The organism is Fischerella sp. JS2, from assembly GCF_032393985.1.
Lineage (GTDB): Bacteria > Cyanobacteriota > Cyanobacteriia > Cyanobacteriales > Nostocaceae > Fischerella.
Map to the genome: position 1 here is coordinate 2,004,824 of NZ_CP135918.1, position 18,081 is coordinate 2,022,904.

An 18,081-nucleotide genomic window follows, 5' to 3' on the forward strand; every position below is an offset into this window, starting at 1 on the left:
ATCGTACATTTCCAGGTAGAGTGGAAAAGCAATGAGAAACTGTCGGGCTCTGATGCTTATTAGTGCGATGAACAACTAATTAAGTTAATACTTTAGCAAGAAGGTCAGGACAAGACAGATGTGGACAATGTCCGGAAGCTAGTTCAATGGCATCGACTCCTAAGCGCTTGCGTGCAGCGTAGCATGACCATGTAGGAGATATAATTCGGTCATTAGTACAAACAATATATTGACGCTCAACCTTTGGCAAAGCTTTTAGAGAATTTGTTTCAAATATATATGCCATAGATTGTTGCGAACAACTTTTCGAGATTGCCCACTGTGCTACATCCGGTTGACAATCATGAAAGAACAAATCCATTAATACTGCTTCGTCTGAAAAATCTTTCCCTACGGACGCTGGTTCAAACATACCAGGTTCCGAGTGGAACTGTTGGAGTTTACTAGGGTCTTTTAGCTGGTAATGTAATGATTTGAGCGTATCAGCATCAAGATGATGAGAAAATTGGTCGAGTGTACTGATTCCAGGGTACGGAATCAGCCCAGCCACAAACACTAGTTGACGCACTTTGACTGCTTCTGCAACTAGGGGAATTATCGTACCAGCCATAGAGTGACCTACTAGCACAATATCATCATCAGTTTTTGGCAGTGCTTGAATTACTACATCCGCAAATTGGGACAAAGTAGCAGATGCATTTTCAATTGGTAAATCCATTGCTACAGTTTTGTGACCCTGTGCTTTTAAGTAGGGAATTAGCAAATCCCAACACCAAGCGCCTTGGAAGGCACCATGAACTAGACAAAAAAGACTCATATCAATTGAAGAGTAGTAGTAGTGAATTATACCAATTTTGGATTTTGGATTTTGGATTAAAACCATTGATCAATAGGCTATTCAAGAATCTTGAAAAAGACTCCCGCGTGCCTATTTGGTATTAGATATAACTTGAGAAGAAAATTCATGGTTGAACCAATGGTTCAACCGCCAACTCACCCAAGCCAACCCCAGCTAATAAATCTCTCCACTGTGTTTGCAATGTACGATTTTGAGGATTTGTCTGGCGCAATTGTCCTAGTGTAGTGAGGGCATCGTACCAAAAGCCATTCTCAGCATAAATCGCAACCTGTTGTAATGGCTGTGCTTTTTGTAACTGCTTAACTAAGCTTTGATTGGGGTTTAGGCGGACAATTACTCCTTCTATATAAATTGGGGTTGATTGCTTTTGGGGATCACAGTAAATATTCAAGAACCAACGGTACTGTTTACCTACTTGCAATGACGGAGTGTTTTCGGGTACGGGAACTTTGATAATACCTGCTTTTGCTGGTAGAGCGATCGCACTGTTATAAACAGAATCTTTTGTTTGATCATCAAGTAGGACAAACTCCGCTGGATAACCAGAACTTTTGGTGTAGGGTAGATAAAACCATAGCTGAGGGTGTGCTTGTGTGGTTAAACCCCAAACATTTGTTACCGAGGCTGGCTGTTCAGTCAGAGGTACTAAAGCAGTTAAGGGCAGTTTAACATCGGGACAACTGCCTCTTCTAGCTCCACCAAAACGACGACCTCCAGGAGCAGGTCCAGGTGGCAAATTGGGTAAATTAACCTTTATAGTTCCGCTTTTAGGAGGCTGAGGTGAGGTTGGTTGTGAAGGTTGAGTTGGCGTTGACTGCGCTACAACCAACGAAAAACTACTCAGTAAGCTGGTACTACTAAGAGCAAATACCAAAACTAGATGGCTTAAATTTAAGTTCATAAAATCTCCGTAATTTAGTGTTTTTTATAGAAGAAAACGTAATTCAGTTATCAGTTATCAGGTATCAAATTCTATTCATCCCTGCGGCTGGTACTGATTCCTAACAACCAACTACTAACCACTAATGTACAGACGCGAGGAACATCGCGTCTCTACCCACTAACTACTAACTACTAACCACTAACCACTAACCAACAACAAATTATTTTGACTCTTGACTAATTGCTGTCATACCTGCTGTTCCTATGAGTGCCAAAGCTGATGGAACAAAAGGAACCCAATACCCTTGAAGGAAGAAACCAAAGCAGAAAATATAAAGAATACCGCAGCCAACTACAACAAAAATTAGCAAGCGTATCAAAGAGTACCGTATTTGCCAAGCTAGTAATCCTCCTGCTATTGACCAAACCCAAATCCACATCACTTCAGCAAAGGGATTCCATGACCGCAGTAGTGGACGACCGTCTAGAACAGCACTGAGAATTTGGCTAACCATGTGAGCTTGTACCAATACTCCTGGCATTTGTTGGTCTAACTCAGTACTATAGGGTGTAGCCCAATAATCTGGAAAATCACCTTTAGCAGTTACACCAATCAAGACTATTTTGTTTTTGATCGCGTTGGGGTTAATTGGAGCTGACAAAAGTTGTGTCAATGACACTTGTTCTGCAATTCGTTTTGATGAACGGTAATTGAGTAAAATTTGACCACCATTGGCATCAATGCCTTGATAACCGCCTGTTCGTGGTTTTAAGAGTTGGAAATTAACATCACCAATTTGGAAATCGCCTCTGGGAGTCAACTTTGATTTGATTCCTTTAGCCTCTAAATAGCGCAGTGCTAGTTGTAAGCTGAGAGAATAAGGAGCAGGACAGGGTGAGGTTGCTTCTTGGTTCATAAATAGCAAGTGCCGACGTACTACTCCATCAGCATCATGAACGAAGTCACTAAAACCTAAGCGGGATTGGGGAATTTCTGGTGGTGGTTCAATACCACTAGTATTGATTGTTGTATCGCTACCTTTGCAGACTCCAATTAAATTGTCAGTTTGCTGGAAACTTTTATGTAAATTTGCTGTTTCTGTTGGGAAATCACGGTAAATATCTAGACCGATGACTTGTGGCTGATGCTGCTGAAGTTTCTCCAAAACTTTGTTAAGAGTTTGATCAGACACAGATGTTCCTTTCAAAAATTCGCCTCTGCGGCGCTGAGCTGCAATATCAGCATCTCCAACGGTTACTAATAATAGACGTGGGTCAGGATCTTCATTGATAAAAACTGAACGCGATCGCATCATCAGATCAAAGGCTTGTAAATCCCAATTTTGTAGGACTTCTAAAAATTTCAAGCCAGTAGGAATTGCAGTAATAAATACACTATTAATTAGAAAACAGATAATTATACGTACTAGATTAGAAAAATTATAACTTTGTTTGCCAGACTTGTTTGGATGAATCCAACCCGTGAACTCTTGCCAAGTGGGTGGTATTTCTGCCAGATTCTGACAAATTACCGGTAGCCAAGTAGCACAGGGAAATCTATCTTCCAGTCCTTGCAATCTTTCTCGTGCCTCTCGCACTGCTAAGTATAAAGGTTCACCATTAGCAAACCCACCGAGAAAATACTTCAAAAATTCCTGTGCGACCAAATCAGGAACGGGTTCACGCATCACGATCATCTGAGGAATGTGCAGATTGGCTAGTTTTTCTGCCAATCCCAAACCATCACAGGAATTGAAAATTGCCAACTGCAAGCCTCGTTCCACTGCTTTTTTTAAGGCGTATTTTAATTCGTCAATCGTAAGACTATCAGTTTTATTTAAATAAATCTTGCCGACACCATTATTTCCCTGACTAGAACTGTGTCCAGCGAAAAACAGGATATCCCAAGTTTTTTGCCAGAGACAATCATTTAATTCCTTACGCTGTGGTTCAACTAAAAAGCTGACTTCCGCTGTGGGTAAAGCTTGGAGTAAAGCTTTATCTGCCTGAGTATTAATTCCTTGACTATTACCAATAATTGCTAAGATATTTACTTTTTTATTATGGGTTTTCTTGACAGCAATGCGCTCGTATCTTGGAGGTGCAATAGCAATTTCCGCCTTGGGGTAACGTTCCAACACGTCCCAAAGATGCCAGGGCAAACGCTGCAATTCGCGATTTTCTGTTTGTAAAATGACTCGCACTATATCCGTAGGCAACAATCTTTCTAGCCATTTCTCACGGACAGGACGAAACTCCGCAGCTAGTAGCCAGGAATTAAGATGCGATCGCAACACATACGCAGTTTGATCACACTCTTTGACTATTGATACATTCGTTACTTGTACTTTGTCAGCAGATAAGCGATAACGATTGTCTAATCTCGAATAGCTAGACTGCCATTCTTTATACTTGTGTAATAATTCCGTTGCTGGTGGTAGTCTACCTGCAATTTCGGAATCAGGTAACTTACCTTCTTCACCAATTTGTAGGGTAACGGCAAATCCTTGCTCAAAGCTACCGTCAGCAAATTTTAGAACTACTAACTTACCCATAGTTGAAAAAGGTGGAGAGGTGGGGAACTCACCGACCCCTAGTGGGGATTAGGGGAGGTGGGGAGATGAGGGAGTGGAGAACAATTAAGAACTTTTGACCGTTGACACTTGACCATTGATCCTTGACCCTTGACTAAATTACAAAATGTTCTTTTACACAGGCATCATAGAGTGCTACTTGAACGGTAAATTCTTCTTTGGGTTCTCCTCTAAACTTTAATTGAATATAATTATCTGCACTTCTAGCTTGGGCTTCTAAAAATACTGCTCCTGATTTGTCTAAAACAGTGAGTTGCACTCCTGGGGTGAGGTAATTTTGATTGTTAGCAGGGTACAGTTGTACGAGAACGCTGGTTTGTTGATCTGCTTGGGGGCTAATTTCTACAACCAACATAACGAATTGGTTGGCAATCTGGATTCCTAAGTCAATTAATTTTCCTCGTCTCACCACTGTTTCTTGCTGATTATTAGTTTCATCTTCGAGCAAGTTGCCACTTCTGAACGCAAAAGCTGGAGCTATTTCTGGTTGATTCCACAAGGATTCTATGGTTTGCCATCCTGCCTCAAATATACCTGTAAACCATTGGCTCAAATTTACCAACTCTGGAACTGATAATGTGAAAGCAGGTGCTAGGTGTTCAATTAAACCCTCTAGAGGTTGCAGTTGAGTTAAAGGTATCTCTTCGGTGGCGACATTAGGGACAAATCCTAGTAATTTTGCTTCTTGCAGAGATTCGTCTACTTGCACAAACACGTAACCTACTCGTTCTTCCCAAGTTTCAGGCGGAACATAACCAATTTGTTGATCCAATAGTACAGGGCGACATTCCAAACGCCCAATTCCTGGCAACTCCAAATCAGCTACATCAGCACACAAACGCATAATCGGATTCCAACTGTCGCTTGCTTCCAAAACAGTAGGAATACCCATCATTTGTAAATAATCCTTAACTGCTAATATACACAGGGTATTTAAACGGACTCGTTCCGCAATTTGAGGATATGGCAGTTGATGAGCAAACTGCTGGGCAGTAGTGCGGGTCGCTTGAGTGATGGGCAGTGTTAAAGCAATATCATCAAGATTATAAGTTTGGTGTGACATAGATCATTCCCCAAGGTTTAATGCTGCTGTATATAAGTCGCGCTTAATTACAAAAATTACGCAAAAAAATAATTTTAGTTTTAAGTAATTGGTGATTAGTAGTTTGTAGTTATTAACTAGTAACTAATTTACGTCTAATGTGAATTGAAGAAGCAACATAAATGGGTGTGGGGGTGTAAGGGTGTAGGAAAAGTCAAATTTTCATGCTCTTGTGGTGGGCATAATTGCCTGTGGGGTCTTGCACCTAGACCTGGCAATGTTCATCATCGCAGTGCAAGGTATCAGGTTAACGAACACAGATGAACACAGATGAACACAGATAGATTATCAATGTGCCATGAGTGTACCTACACCGTAGATACGGATTCGTGCTTCTGCCATCTGCCCTCTGCCTTCTGCCTTCTACTTACAACCAATTTCCAATCAGTACGTAAGCTGACCAAAAGCTAGGCGCATTATAGTTGGGATGTTTGAGCAATTGTAGCTGGGCGCGACGCAAAGCTTCGGCTTTGGTAATGTTGGCTTCTTTGAGTTCTCGGTAAAAAGCACCAACAAATTGAGCAGTGGATTCGTCATCAATCTGCCACAGAGAAGCGATCGTGCTGCGTGCGCCTGCACGTACAGCTGCTCCCGCTAAACCAAGAGCTGCACGTTTGTCTCCTACTGCTGTCTGACATGCACTTAACACTAGTAGTTGTAATGCTTCGGGTCTGATATCATCCCGATTACGAAGGATACTGTCAAATTGAGTCACGTTAATTGGACCATCGGCAGCCAAGATAAATGTTTGATCAGCACGGGAACTAAACTGACCGTGAGTTGCTAAATGCACTACGTTAAAAGGTGTAGTGTTTACTTTTTTCTTTAGTTCTTTACTTGTAAATTGTCGATCTAATAGGTTGGTTGTTGATATGCCTGCTTCACTAATTAACTCAATTTCTGTCCTGATCGCGGGTAGGGGTGCGAAGTCGGAGTATGCTTGTGGTGGATAAGTTAATCCGGCAGTTAAGGCTTGCAGCTGGTGTCGCTGTAATGGTTTGGGATCAAGGAGTTGCAAACCGACACTTAGGGCAGTTGCGTATTTTTCTACTAAATATTGTTGACCATCATATAGAGAAGACATTGGTAAATTACGCAATGCTCCATCTAGTACAAATACTAAAGTGTTTACCCCACTAGCTGATAATTGTGATGCAATTGGTTTGATTAGCCAGTTGTAAACTTGCTGTGACTGGGTGCGCGTGGCTTTGATTGCTGCCGGATTAACAAGATTTTGCCGCAGTTGGCTAACTATTTGCTCTACTTCTGTTTGGGAAATCTGGGTGCTGTAGTGTCGTAGGGGTTGTTTAGGAATTTTAACTATTACCTGTAGTTCGTCAGGAAGAATAATTGGGTATAGAATGGTAGCCGTCGGATTTTCTTTATCTACGACTTGGTCTAATAGTATACGCTGTCCTTGAAGACATGCTTCACGGAAGAAGTTATCTAATTCGGCGATTTGCAGGGCTTCAATCCTTTGGCGTGCTTTTTCTAAAGTTTTTTCTTCTGGTTGTGTTTGTTGAGTATCTAACAGTAATTGTACTGATTCTCGATACACTGGTTCGACGCTGTCGCGAAAGCTAAATTGTACTTCTCGGTTGACTGCTACCAAGTCGTTACGAATCGATTCGAGGGTTTGGATTGCTAAATCATAGGCTGCGATCGCTTTGGGAATATCCCCTTGTACTTTGAGTAATCTGCCTAACTGCCATTGCCATTTATAGGCTATATCAGGTGCATTACTACTCTGCGCTAAAAATAACGCTTGCTCGGTCAGCTTTTGTGCCTCAGGCCATTGTTTGTTATATTCATACAGACTACCTAGAGTTCCCAAAGCATAAGCTAAGGAGCGTTGATCGTTTAAATTGCGTGCTTGTTGTACGGCTTTGGCGAGAATTTTAGCAATTTTAGATTTTGGATTTTGGATTTTAGATTGGTTCTCTACCGAATATAAAATCAAAAGGCTTTGAGCAAAATTAATCTGGGCGTAAACGCTGGCGCGGCTGGGAGGGAGTTGGTCGAGTTGGGATTGAATTTGTGGTACTAAATTTAAAGCAGCTGTTGGTTTTTGCTCCTCAATAAGCAGACTGAGAAGATTAAGCTGGGCTTGAACCTTTAACAGAGGCGAGGAAGGTTCTTTAACTGTTTGTTGATAAAAGTTAATTGCTTGTTGCGTTTGTTGGCGATCGCGAGCGTTGTTACCTAAACTGAAAAGACTTGCGGCAATATAATTAGGTGATTGCAAGCGTTTGGCTACTGCCAAACTTTCTTCAAGGACTATATGAGATTGTTGTAATTTGCCTACTAATTGGAGGACATCCCCTAGCGATCGCAACATCACTGCTTTTTCTAGGGAGTCGTTTTGCGATCCCAATGTCTGGTTTACTTGTAATAGTGTTGCTTCTGCCCGACGATAAAATCCATTCGAGATTAATGCTTGGGCTTGATTGATTTGCGATCGCACTACACTATTTTGATCATTTGCTTTGCTATAAATATCTGCTGAGCGCTGCCAAGTCTGCAAGGCATTTTCTGATTCTCCCATTGCAAGTTGCAGACGTCCTTGAATGTCGAGAGTTTGAGCTAAAATTTTGCGATCGTCTATGTTTTTGAGAAGATTGAGACTTTCTGTAATTGCTTGCTTGGCTTGATTCCATGCACCAAGTTGTTGGTAAGCAAGAGAAAGGTTACTCAATGTCACGGCAAGTCTTTTTGTATCACTCTGCTGACGATAATTTTGGGCTGCTTGCTGCAACACCTGTACTGCTTGTGCAAACTGTCCACTGTCGTAGAGTGTTTTCCCTTGTTGTAAAGCAGAAGAGATTGTGGGGGAAGTAGAAGGATTGGGATTAGGAACTTTTGCTAATACTGGTGAAATTCTGATGCATAGTAAAGTAGCTATCAGAACCAGTGCTAAGAAGCGGAATGTCTTCTTTTTTAATATCATAGGTTTGAGTCAGTCTCTTCCCACTCACAGAATAGCTATTTCACGAACCGCGAAGACGCGAAGGACACAAAGATTCAAAGTAGTTAGTAGTTAGTAGTTAGTGGTTGGTGGTTAGTGGTTAGTGGTTAGTAGTTAGTGGTTGTTCACTACCCCTAACACTCCCCACACTCCTCATACTTCCCACACTTCCCAATCCCCTACTTCATCGATTTACCATTTCCATTCACTCCTTGAGTTAAGCGCAATAATGCTTGTTCTATTTCTGGTGAAAGTTTGATGGGTAAATCGCCTGTACGCATATTCAAGTCTCTTTGGGGGAAGGGAACTTCAATATTGTGTTTTCGCAAGGAGGCTTCGATGAGAAAATAGATGTCGCTTTTGATTGGTGTTTGTAGGTGGGGTTTATCAATCCATACTAAGAGTTCAAAGTCTATAGCGCTTTCACCAAAACCTTTGAAGAATACTTGAGGTTGGGGTAGTTTTAAAATTTCAGGATGAGCAACAGCTGCTTCAATGAGTGCTGTTTTTACCAAGTTTACATCTGAACCGTAGGCAAGACCTACTGGTAAATGAATGCGAGAAACAGGGTTGCGATGACTCCAGTTAATGACTTCTGTTTCTAAGAAGCGGGAGTTGGGGACGATAATAGAAATACGATCTAGGGTGCGAATTACTACACTACGCGCTCCTATATATTCTACTGTTCCCATGTATTCGCCTACTTCGATGAAGTCACCGACTTGGATGGGACGTTCAAATAACAGTACTATTCCACTACCAAAGTTTTTAGCAATGTCTTGGAAACCAAAACCAATTCCTACACCCAAGGCGCTGGCTACAATTGTTAGAGAACTAAGATCTAGTCCCCAAATTTGTAGCAAAACAATCGTACCAAAACTAATAAAGGCATATTTGCAAATAACTGCGATCGCTTCTTGCGCTCCTCTACTGATGCGTGTCCGATGTAAAATGCGAGAGCGTAATAAATTTGTTGTTGCGCCTGCAAAGATAATTAGCCCCAAAAGCAAGACAATTAAGATAAAGATGTCTGTGAGTGAATAGGCTTTTTGTCCCAGGGAAAAAATGGGAGAGGTGAGACTGCTAATTATTCTGATGGTGATGTTATAACTCCACTCACGGGTGAGGGGAAATAGATTCGTAATGTAAAGGGAAACTCCCACCCAAAGTAGTACCCGCGCTGAAATTAATATTGCTTTGAGAAGAAAACGTGATGTATTTTGGACTTGGTTGTCACTTGAGGAGTTAGCCGAAACTAGCATTTGCGAGACTCGGTGCTGAGTGAGTTGCCATAAAATTCCTAACAACCGATTTACGCCGACGGCCATCAACACAATCACAACACTGAGGATCGATGTATTGCGAATAAACTCTGCGCCTCTCTCGCCTTGGGCTTTTTGGATCGCATCTTCAATTTGTTGAACCCAAACCCTAGCTTGTTCTTGTGGACTATCAGCAGAATCTATATCGTTCTGGGTGACAGTTAACAAGTACCGACCATTAACTAAAATAATTGGAGAATCATTACGTTGTTCAATCCTGATATCAGGCGCTTCATGGGATTTTACAACTGCTTGCAATTGAGAAGTAATGAATTTAGCCCTTTCTTGAGCTTTCGATTGTTCGTTACTGCTGACTCGAAAAACCAGCCGACCATCTACAGCAACTGGTGCATATTTTACTGCGGATTGTGCTTGTACAGATGTTAACAGGAAACTGATCAACAATACTAATACAATCAGAGTTGTCTGAATCAGTTGGGAGTATCGAGTCTGACGGAACTTACGATTTTTTCTCATTTTTACCGAGAGTTGCTGACGAGTGCGATCGCGTTTGATGGAATTTAGGTTCCATCATTCAAAAAGCCTGACAGTTCACTTCCTCAAAAGTTTCTCATTTTTTGCTCCTAAGTTGGAAATTGATTCCAACTGGAGTTAAATCTATATGTTGACAAAAATCTTATTTAATATTGCGGTATTACTGGCGATCGCATTTTTGATGTTGGTAGTTGTAAGAATTAAAAATGACAACAAACTCAGTAAAATCTGGCTAGAACTTACAGATTTACCCACAGAAAATGTTTTTACAGAAGACATGGTTGCTGGTTTACCCAACTCAGTGCAGCGCTACTTCTTACATGCGATCGCACCAGGAACCCCTTTGGCGTCTTCGGTAACTTTGGAAATGAGTGGTAGTTTTCGGTTGGGAGAAGATAAACCTTGGGTTCCAATGCAGCCAAACAGAGAATTTCACTGCTAAAGGGATTTGTTTGGCAAGCTACAGTTGGACGTGGTTTGTCTCAATTTATGGGTGCTGATTACTACATTCATGGAACGAGTAGAATGCGGTTTTCTCTGTGGGGACTTGTTCCTTTAGTAAATGCTCACACGCACGATGTTGCTCGTTCCAGTATTGGCAGACTTGCAGGCGAGTTTGTCTGGCTACCTTCTGCGTTGTTGCCTCAACAAGGTGTTATTTGGCAGGCTATTGATGAGAGGACTGTGCAAGCAAATTTTGTTATTGATGATGAACCTGTGACACTAACGCTGGTTGTAGACAGCAATGGCAAACTTTTAAAGCTTTCTCTGCTACGTTGGGGAGATAAGACAGAGGATAGTAGTTGGAATTATATCCCATTTGGCGTAGAATTTCAAGCAGAACAAAAGTTTGGTGGCTTCACAATTCCATCCCAAATGAACGCGGGTTGGTGGTTTGGTACAGAACGTTATCTGGAATTCTTTCGCGCCACGATTGCAAAGGCTGAGTTTGAGTGAAAGTTAGAAGAGGAGAGATGGGGATTAATCCATTGATTTAAATGCCCGTTTTCAGTTATAAACATTTATGCTGGAATGCTCGTGAGATGATGAGAGAATCTGGTAACTGCAACCTGACGATTAGTATCGATGGGTTAAAAAATCAGCGAGGTCAAATCTGCCTGAATTTATTCTCTAATAGTGAGGGCTTTCCCACTAGTGGCGATCGCGCTTTGCAATCTGCGTCTATGAAGATTACAGACACTACACCTACTGTTACGTTTCAGAATTTACCAGCAGGCAAGTACGCGGTTGCTGTGATTCATGACGCTAATTGTGACGGTAAACTCAATTGTAATTTTTTAGGCATTCCTACTGAAGGTTTCGGGTTCTCCCGTAACCCCAAAATTCGCATAGGTTCACCTGAATTTGCAGAAGCTGCGATCGTTGTGGAAGGTGCAAATACTCACATTCGGATTCAGATGCGGTATCTGTTGGGTAATTGAGGGGTAATGTTAAGCTGCTCTAGACTTAGAATGGTACTACGTAGTCTATAAACATTGTTTGTGTTAGGTTCGCGTCTGCCATGCTTTTGGATCTCTCCGGGCGTGAAAAATTGCTGTTATAATCACCCGACTCGATACAATACGGTAGTACACAGCATACGGAAGCGTCGTACTACAGCCCGTCGTACATCACGATAGACAACTGCGTACGACTCTGGCATCTGGCAAATTCGATTTAGCATTTCATCCACACAGTCTAAAAACTCGTCGCCAAGTCCTGGCTGCTGGTTGTCTTACCAAGTATATGCCTCATTGAGTTCTTCGCGAACTTCTGGACGAAACACCAATACATAATTCATTGTTGACTCTTGATCGAAGCCTTAATATCTTCCCATGTCAGGACATCATCGGGATTAGCCTCATAGTCATTCGGCGATCAAGTTCCCGTTTTTGCACCTCCGTCAGATCAGGAGAAGCTTGCTCTGCGGCAATACTATCCCAAATCGCTTGCACAAGACGAATCCGATCTTCAACGCTAAGGGCTGTAATCTCGTTTAAAGTAGCTGTGATGTCCACAATAACTTACCTAAATGTAAATAACAGGCAAATGAACATATTAAATATAACGGACAGGGTTTTGCCCATCAAATTGAACGCTGCAATTTACAATATGAGCGCCTTAGATCATCAGTCTCTGCAAATAGATGATCCACTAAAGAGTTTGCAAAAAGACGTATTCTTTCATAAACTCCCCCTGTAATCGCTGACTCCGTATCCAGAGTTACCGCTAGCATACGCTCAACTTCACGTTTAATTTCCTCTGGAGTTGAAGTATCTGGATCTAAACCCAATGAAAGTCTATAGATAACAACTAAGCGACTATCACGAGAAATTAAATTAAGATTCTGAATATTTGCAAAGCCATCAGACTGCTTGCTCAGACTAAGATAAACTTCAATATATTCGTTGCATAGCAGCAAAAGCTACTTTGTAAAGAGTATTAGATTCTGTAATCTCAGTCTTGCTAGTCTCAGAGAACTCCAGGTCTTCTTCCATTGTCTCCAATTGGTGTACCTGCACCTTCACGTTTCGATAAAATCCAACGGCTTCCTCTAGTTCTCAAGAGCTTGATTTGTGTTTTCTTGAAACCTATTTTTTCCAGCAAAGATAGAGTAAGTTGACCTGTGGGAATATGTATTCCATAAAGATCTTAGATACATATAGATACAAATTCAGGCGAATATCCAGCGATAAAATTTGCCCATCTGTGAATAGGATGACGTGAGCTTTTGAGCCACTCCCCCGTTTTGAAAACGGGGGATTCAGGCATCAAACAGAGATTGCAGTCTGAGACTGTCTAACATCTCCTACGCCTAGAGTCGAACTCCCGACTCTTTTAATATTAAGACTGGCGTTTTCATCTCTATCATTTTCAGATTGACATGAAGGACAACGCCAGCGTCTAATCGACAAATCCAATTTTTCTAAAATGTGTCCACAGCTAGAACAAGTTTTTGTGGATGGATACCATTGATCTACAAACACTACTTGTTTATGCTTCTTCTTAGCAATCCATTCTAGAATTTGCAGAAATTCACGCCTCGCCAAGTCTGATATTTTCCTACCCCAAAGACGTTGCATTCCTTTAAGATTTAAGGTTTCAAAACAAAGCACATCAAAATTATCTGTTAATTTATGAGCGAGTTTCCAAAACCAATCACGTCTACGATGAGAAATATCCTCATATTTGCGAACTAGATTTTTTCTAAATCGCTCTCTGTTTGATGAACCTTTGAGTTTTTTAGAATGCTGTCGGCTAGCTTTCCTAATGGCATTTAATGATTGTTTTAAAAATTGGGGAGACTCAATTTTTGTTCCGTCCGAGCAAGTGAGGAATGTTTTTAATCCAAAATCAAATCCCGCTATTCTACCAGTCGCAAACTTGATTTTTGAATTAGAACAATCATCAACAACTATAATCATAAATAGCTCGCCTAAAGGAGTGCGTTTTATGGTTAAGGTTTTGACTGTTCCCTCTATCTCTCTCGACTTCCAAAATTGATAAACTTTGTTCCCAATCTTGACTCGATTTCCACCTAAAAACTTGTATCCAGATTGTTTAAGAGTGAATGATTTGTATTTCTTAACTTTTTTAAATCCTGGCGGTCTAACTCCTTTTTTGTTGTGTTTAAAAAATAATTGGTAGGCTTTCTCAATGCGTTGACAAATATCTTGTACTGATTGAGAACCTACTGTTTGCCAAAATGGATTACATTTCCGCAGTTTGGCAATATGAGATTGAAGTTTTGCACAGCTTAAGTGTTTGCCCCACATTCGATAGTAGCGTTTGTGTAGGGCAATACAATGATTGTAGATTATCCCACTCGCGTTAATCATGCGCTTGAGGAATCTATTTCTTTTGTGCTGATACAGTTTAAACTTCAGGGTTTTCATGTGATTATGATATCATCAGTGGTGTAGATAATCAATACTCATCTACATGAAAACTGTTTATAATCATTACAATCATGCTGTTGGATTAGCTACTGTCCATTTAATCTGGATACCATGCAGACGCGCTCGTGTATTCGCTAATAACGAAAACTTAAAACTTCGATGCATTGAAGTATTCCAGTCTGTTGCTAATGACAAGAAGTGGATTATCAAAGCATTAGAAGTTGCGCCGGATCATATACATCTACTAGTTGAATATGATCCGCACCACTCAATATCTCAAATAGTTAAAGCTTTTAAAGGAAGGTCATCAAGACTACTAAGAAAAGAATTTCCAGAATTATTGAGATTACCTAGCTTATGGACACATTCTTATATGTTTGACACGACTGGAAAGATTAGTACTCAGAAGGTTTTAGAGTATATTAATGACCCCCTTCACGGATGAATAAATTCATCATGTTCGCTTATATCCGCCCTTTAGAAAAAGGCGGCTTTACGCATCACGATTCGTAATAATGTGGAAGCGAGACTCAAGCAAATTTGTGATGCTGTGCAACCAGATGATTTACTCTGGGTGCATTTTGCTTGTCATGGGATTGTGGTGAAGACAGCAGGGAATCATAAAGAACCTGTTTTAATTACTTGTGATACTCAGCGAAACCTATTAGAACAGCAAGCGCTTCCTGTGGCTAAGGTAGAGCAGTATATGAAAGGTAGTAGAGCACGACGCTTGCTATTAACTTTGGATGCTTGTCACACTGGTTTAGATATTGGTAGAGATTTATTAGCTGATCCAGAGTTTATTCATAATGTTTACGAACAGGCTGAGGGTTTTGCGCTAATTGCAGCCAGCACAGCTCAACAAAAGGCTTTTGAATGGCAAGAAAAACAGCATGGTGTGTTTACCTATAATTTATTAGAAGGGCTAAGTGGTCAAGCTGATCGTGCAGGTAAGAATTTTGTCACCGTTGATGATTTGAAAAATCATGTGTTGGATGGTTTGCGGCGTTGGGGTGTAAAAAATGACGTTTTGCAAGAGCCGACAGCCCGTACGGAAGGATTGGGCGATATGATTTTGGCTGATTATCGGGATAATCCAAAGCAGCAAACTAAATCAGGAGGTTCTGATGTGAGTCAAGCAAATAAACTGGAAAAGCAACAATTACAACAAGAATTTGATAGTCTGAGTGAAGAGTACATGGTTGTCAATAAGCAACTCAGACAGGCGTTAAATGCTAGAGAACGTTTGCTGCTGAATAAACAAGCTGATGATATTTTGCAGCAAATGAAAGAAATTGAAGCGAAGTTAAAGTAACTAAGTTGAGCTAGTTTATGGCAGAGACGTTTAACACACGCGATATTCAAGCACAAGTGCTGAAGGAACGCTTCGCAAATTTATGCGAAGAGTATCTCGCAGTTAATAGGCAATGGAGTCAAGTGTATGATGAGCGTAACCGTCTGCTGCTTCAAAAACAGGCTAAGGATTTAGTAGAGCAAATGCAGCAAGTAGAGGCTGAGTTAAAACAGGTACTGGGACAACAAGAGTCAGTAAATGCAATTCCTCACTGGGAAGATGTAGTAGAACAAGCGCAACAATCACAAAATTCTTTACCATCTTTACGAGATTTTGAGTTTGAAGTGGTGCGGATAGAAAACAAAGGTTTATTTGGTTTCCGTAAAGAACATCGTCATGTAGGAACTGCTAAATACTTTGCCGAAGATTTGGGACAAGGTATAAGTTTGGAGATGGTGGAAATTCCTAGTGGTAGATTTACAATGGGCGCACCGATAGAAGAAAGTCCTACTATGTACGAACAAAGACCGCAACATAGAGTCATCATTTCTACTTTTTTTATGGGTAAATACCTCATCACTCAAGCCCAATGGCGAGCAGTAGCCGCATTACCGAAAATTAATCGTGATTTAAAACCTGATCCATCCAAATTTAAAGGCGATAACCGACCTGTAGAATCTGTATCTTGGTATGATGCAGTCGAATTTTGTGCCAGACTTTCCAGAAAAACAGGACGAGAATATCGACTAGCAAGTGAGGCTGAGTGGGAATATGCTTGTCGTGCTGGGACGACAACACGGTTTTATTTTGGTGAAACGATTACTACTGATTTGGCAAACTATGACGGTAACTGCATCTCTGGCGATGCGCCTAAAGGAAAGTATCGAGAAGAAACAACGCCTGTAGGATATTTTCCACCTAACGCCTTTGGTTTATACGATATGCACGGCAATGTTTGGGAATGGTGTGCAGATTCTTGGCATAATAACTATGCAGGAGCGCCAGCTGATGGCAGTGCATGGCAAGGTTTGAATGATGAAGATCGAGTGCTGCGCGGTGGTTCGTGGCACAGCCATCCTCGGAACTGTAGTTCTGCCAGCCGCCTCTCCTATTTTCCCGACAACGTCGTCAGTTACCTCAACGGTTTTCGTGTTGTGTGCGGTGTTGCGCCGAGGACTTAGTGGCCCTTGACACTTTTGCCTTTTTGCCCTCTGCTCTTTTTTCTTTTCCCTTTGCCTTTTGCGATCGCAGCGATCTCGATTTATTTTTACAGTTATCAGTTATCAGTTATCAGTGAACAGTTAAAGGGAACGGGAAGAAACAGGGAACGGGGAACTTGAAGATTGTGTATGTATTAGGCTTGATATTAAGTGAAATTGCGATTCGCATTGAGTCACATTAAGATCGCATCGAGTGACATTGCGATTGTATCGGGTCGCATTGCGATCGCATCGACTTGCATTAAGATCGCATCAAGTTACATTGCGATCGCATCGACTTGCATTAAGATCGCATCAAGTTACATTGCGATTGTATCGGGTCGCATTGCGATCGCATCGACTTGCATTAAGATCAGATCGAGTTTCATGAAGATCGAATCGAGTTTCATGAAGATCGGATCAAGTTCTATTAAGTTTAAATCGAGTTACATTGCGATCGCATCAAGTTATAGCAATCTTAAATGAGTTGTGAATATTGAGAGAGTCAGATCCCCGACTTTTACCCTCCGGGAAGCCACCCTACGGGTGTCTACAAAAAGTCGGGGATCTTGTCGTTTACGAATGTTATGTTTTTGAGCGTTCATGTATTCGCTGTTGAAGACGATTGATAACTTCAGAACTTAACTCTGCTTCTGGTTCAACTTTTTCTCGTTCAGCCAAAGTTGATTCAATTTCACTAGGAGAAGCCTGTCCTAACTTGTCTAAAAGTGCTGCGAAAGATTGCTGTTGCTGTGTAACTTCTTCTTCAGATATCGGCTGAATTGAATAAGCTAGTGTGACTTGTCGAGTCAGAGCATAAATTATATATTGATTGAGAGAAATACCTTCCCCTTCGGCCAAGTGAATTAGTTGCTGATGAAGTGTTTCAGGTAAACGAAGTGTTAATCGGCTCATTGTTAACTCCTTTAAGAAGCGAGTTTGATTACTAACTCAACAGGTGTAATAACTTTTAGACCTAGTGATTTGCTTGCTCTTTGAAAATCACGAATATTTGATGTGACTATCATTGCACCTGCATTCATTGCACAATCAATGACAAGATCATCTCCAGGATCAGGTGAAGTTGGTCGCCATGAGTAGTAGATTATTGTCATTTGAGCATGGTTGAGAAGTTCTCCTAAAACAGATTGAAGTTTTTGCCAACGAGTTTCTGAAAGCTTACGAGACAAAACATCTTCATATTCATAAGCCAACGCATTAGAAACACAGACTGTTAATAAATCAGCTAGCCATGCATCAATAATTAGACCAGCAGCACCACCCTGCTTGGTTAAGCCCTCAAATACTACGTTAGTGTCGATAACGACACGAGACAACGATACACTAGACATGACACCACTATAGCACTACCTATAGTGTCACTGTTTGCTAGTAACTAGAAAAATTCAGATCCCCAATTTTTTGTAGACACCCTTACGGTGGCTTCCCGGAGGGTAAAAGTCGGGGACC

15 protein-coding genes and 1 pseudogene are annotated in these 18,081 nt (G+C 41.1%); 5 read left to right on the top strand and 11 right to left on the bottom strand.

Translation table 11 applies throughout. The annotated features are described in order from the left end of the window. Positions 1-79: 79 nt before the first annotated feature. The 6 genes from RS893_RS08385 to RS893_RS08410 form a co-directional block, all read right to left on the bottom strand. Positions 80-817: an alpha/beta hydrolase gene (locus RS893_RS08385; protein WP_315790735.1), complete on the bottom strand. Its 738-nt coding sequence runs from the start codon at positions 815-817 to the stop codon at positions 80-82. A gap of 145 nt (positions 818-962) precedes the next feature. Then, entirely contained in the window at positions 963-1,760 is a 798-nt protein-coding gene (locus tag RS893_RS08390; protein ID WP_315790737.1) for a DUF928 domain-containing protein, read from the bottom strand. 202 nt (positions 1,761-1,962) lie between these two features. Further along, a complete protein-coding gene (locus RS893_RS08395; RefSeq protein ID WP_315790738.1) occupies positions 1,963-4,296 on the bottom strand; it encodes a CHASE2 domain-containing protein in 2,334 nt (777 codons plus the stop codon). Positions 4,297-4,429: 133 nt separating this feature from the next. Then, positions 4,430-5,398 carry a DUF1822 family protein gene (locus RS893_RS08400; protein ID WP_315790740.1) on the bottom strand — a complete coding sequence of 323 codons (969 nt, stop codon included), beginning with the start codon at positions 5,396-5,398 and terminating at the stop codon, positions 4,430-4,432. A gap of 406 nt (positions 5,399-5,804) precedes the next feature. After that, positions 5,805-8,384, bottom strand: a complete 2,580-nt coding sequence (locus RS893_RS08405; protein WP_315790741.1) for a CHAT domain-containing protein — start codon at positions 8,382-8,384, stop codon at positions 5,805-5,807. Between the two features lie 197 nt (positions 8,385-8,581). Next, positions 8,582-10,201, bottom strand: a complete 1,620-nt coding sequence (locus RS893_RS08410; protein WP_315790742.1) for a mechanosensitive ion channel family protein — start codon at positions 10,199-10,201, stop codon at positions 8,582-8,584. A 145-nt stretch (positions 10,202-10,346) separates the two neighbouring features. On the opposite strand from RS893_RS08410, the pseudogene RS893_RS08415 reads away from it, so the two are divergent. Together RS893_RS08415 and RS893_RS08420 are read left to right on the top strand one after the other, a co-directional pair. After that, positions 10,347-11,176 (top strand): annotated as a pseudogene (locus RS893_RS08415) (DUF6920 family protein). 86 nt (positions 11,177-11,262) lie between these two features. After that, on the top strand, positions 11,263-11,661 hold the full coding sequence (locus tag RS893_RS08420) for a DUF2141 domain-containing protein (protein WP_315790744.1): 399 nt from the start codon (positions 11,263-11,265) through the stop codon (positions 11,659-11,661). Positions 11,662-12,057: 396 nt separating this feature from the next. On the opposite strand, the gene RS893_RS08425 is transcribed toward RS893_RS08420, so the two are convergent. The 3 genes from RS893_RS08425 to RS893_RS08435 all read right to left on the bottom strand — a co-directional run bounded on the left by RS893_RS08425 (position 12,058) and on the right by RS893_RS08435 (position 14,115). Then, a complete protein-coding gene (locus tag RS893_RS08425) occupies positions 12,058-12,237 on the bottom strand; it encodes an addiction module protein (RefSeq protein ID WP_315790745.1) in 180 nt (59 codons plus the stop codon). A gap of 68 nt (positions 12,238-12,305) precedes the next feature. Beyond that, on the bottom strand, positions 12,306-12,641 hold the full coding sequence (locus tag RS893_RS08430; protein WP_315790746.1) for a hypothetical protein: 336 nt from the start codon (positions 12,639-12,641) through the stop codon (positions 12,306-12,308). 349 nt (positions 12,642-12,990) lie between these two features. Next, the gene (locus tag RS893_RS08435) at positions 12,991-14,115 is read right to left on the bottom strand and encodes a transposase (RefSeq protein ID WP_315787367.1); all 1,125 of its coding nucleotides are present in this window, start codon (positions 14,113-14,115) and stop codon (positions 12,991-12,993) included. Positions 14,116-14,161: 46 nt separating this feature from the next. Between RS893_RS08435 and tnpA the strand changes: the two genes are divergently transcribed. From tnpA to RS893_RS08450, 3 genes are all read left to right on the top strand, one after another. Continuing rightward, entirely contained in the window at positions 14,162-14,563 is a 402-nt protein-coding gene (gene tnpA, locus RS893_RS08440; protein ID WP_315787365.1) for an IS200/IS605 family transposase, read from the top strand. 72 nt (positions 14,564-14,635) lie between these two features. Continuing rightward, a complete protein-coding gene (locus tag RS893_RS08445) occupies positions 14,636-15,433 on the top strand; it encodes a caspase family protein (RefSeq protein ID WP_315790748.1) in 798 nt (265 codons plus the stop codon). 17 nt (positions 15,434-15,450) lie between these two features. Beyond that, entirely contained in the window at positions 15,451-16,593 is a 1,143-nt protein-coding gene (locus tag RS893_RS08450) for an SUMF1/EgtB/PvdO family nonheme iron enzyme (protein WP_315790749.1), read from the top strand. A 603-nt stretch (positions 16,594-17,196) separates the two neighbouring features. Here the strand turns inward: RS893_RS08450 and RS893_RS08455 are convergent. Together RS893_RS08455 and RS893_RS08460 are read right to left on the bottom strand one after the other, a co-directional pair. Then, positions 17,197-17,526, bottom strand: a complete 330-nt coding sequence (locus tag RS893_RS08455) for a toxin-antitoxin system HicB family antitoxin (RefSeq protein WP_315790751.1) — start codon at positions 17,524-17,526, stop codon at positions 17,197-17,199. Positions 17,527-17,537: 11 nt separating this feature from the next. Then, complete coding sequence (locus RS893_RS08460) at positions 17,538-17,963, bottom strand: putative toxin-antitoxin system toxin component, PIN family (protein WP_315790752.1); 426 nt, start codon at positions 17,961-17,963, stop codon at positions 17,538-17,540. Positions 17,964-18,081: the final 118 nt, after the last annotated feature.

Coding starts and splice junctions, on each gene's coding strand:
- RS893_RS08385 (WP_315790735.1), bottom strand. CDS start 817: ATGAGTCTTTTTTGTCTAGTTCATGGTGCCTTCCAAGGCGCTTGGTGT.
- RS893_RS08390 (WP_315790737.1), bottom strand. CDS start 1,760: ATGAACTTAAATTTAAGCCATCTAGTTTTGGTATTTGCTCTTAGTAGT.
- RS893_RS08395 (WP_315790738.1), bottom strand. CDS start 4,296: ATGGGTAAGTTAGTAGTTCTAAAATTTGCTGACGGTAGCTTTGAGCAA.
- RS893_RS08400 (WP_315790740.1), bottom strand. CDS start 5,398: ATGTCACACCAAACTTATAATCTTGATGATATTGCTTTAACACTGCCC.
- RS893_RS08405 (WP_315790741.1), bottom strand. CDS start 8,384: ATGATATTAAAAAAGAAGACATTCCGCTTCTTAGCACTGGTTCTGATA.
- RS893_RS08410 (WP_315790742.1), bottom strand. CDS start 10,201: ATGAGAAAAAATCGTAAGTTCCGTCAGACTCGATACTCCCAACTGATT.
- RS893_RS08420 (WP_315790744.1), top strand. CDS start 11,263: ATGATGAGAGAATCTGGTAACTGCAACCTGACGATTAGTATCGATGGG.
- RS893_RS08435 (WP_315787367.1), bottom strand. CDS start 14,115: ATGAAAACCCTGAAGTTTAAACTGTATCAGCACAAAAGAAATAGATTC.
- tnpA (WP_315787365.1), top strand. CDS start 14,162: ATGAAAACTGTTTATAATCATTACAATCATGCTGTTGGATTAGCTACT.
- RS893_RS08450 (WP_315790749.1), top strand. CDS start 15,451: ATGGCAGAGACGTTTAACACACGCGATATTCAAGCACAAGTGCTGAAG.
- RS893_RS08455 (WP_315790751.1), bottom strand. CDS start 17,526: ATGAGCCGATTAACACTTCGTTTACCTGAAACACTTCATCAGCAACTA.
- RS893_RS08460 (WP_315790752.1), bottom strand. CDS start 17,963: ATGTCTAGTGTATCGTTGTCTCGTGTCGTTATCGACACTAACGTAGTA.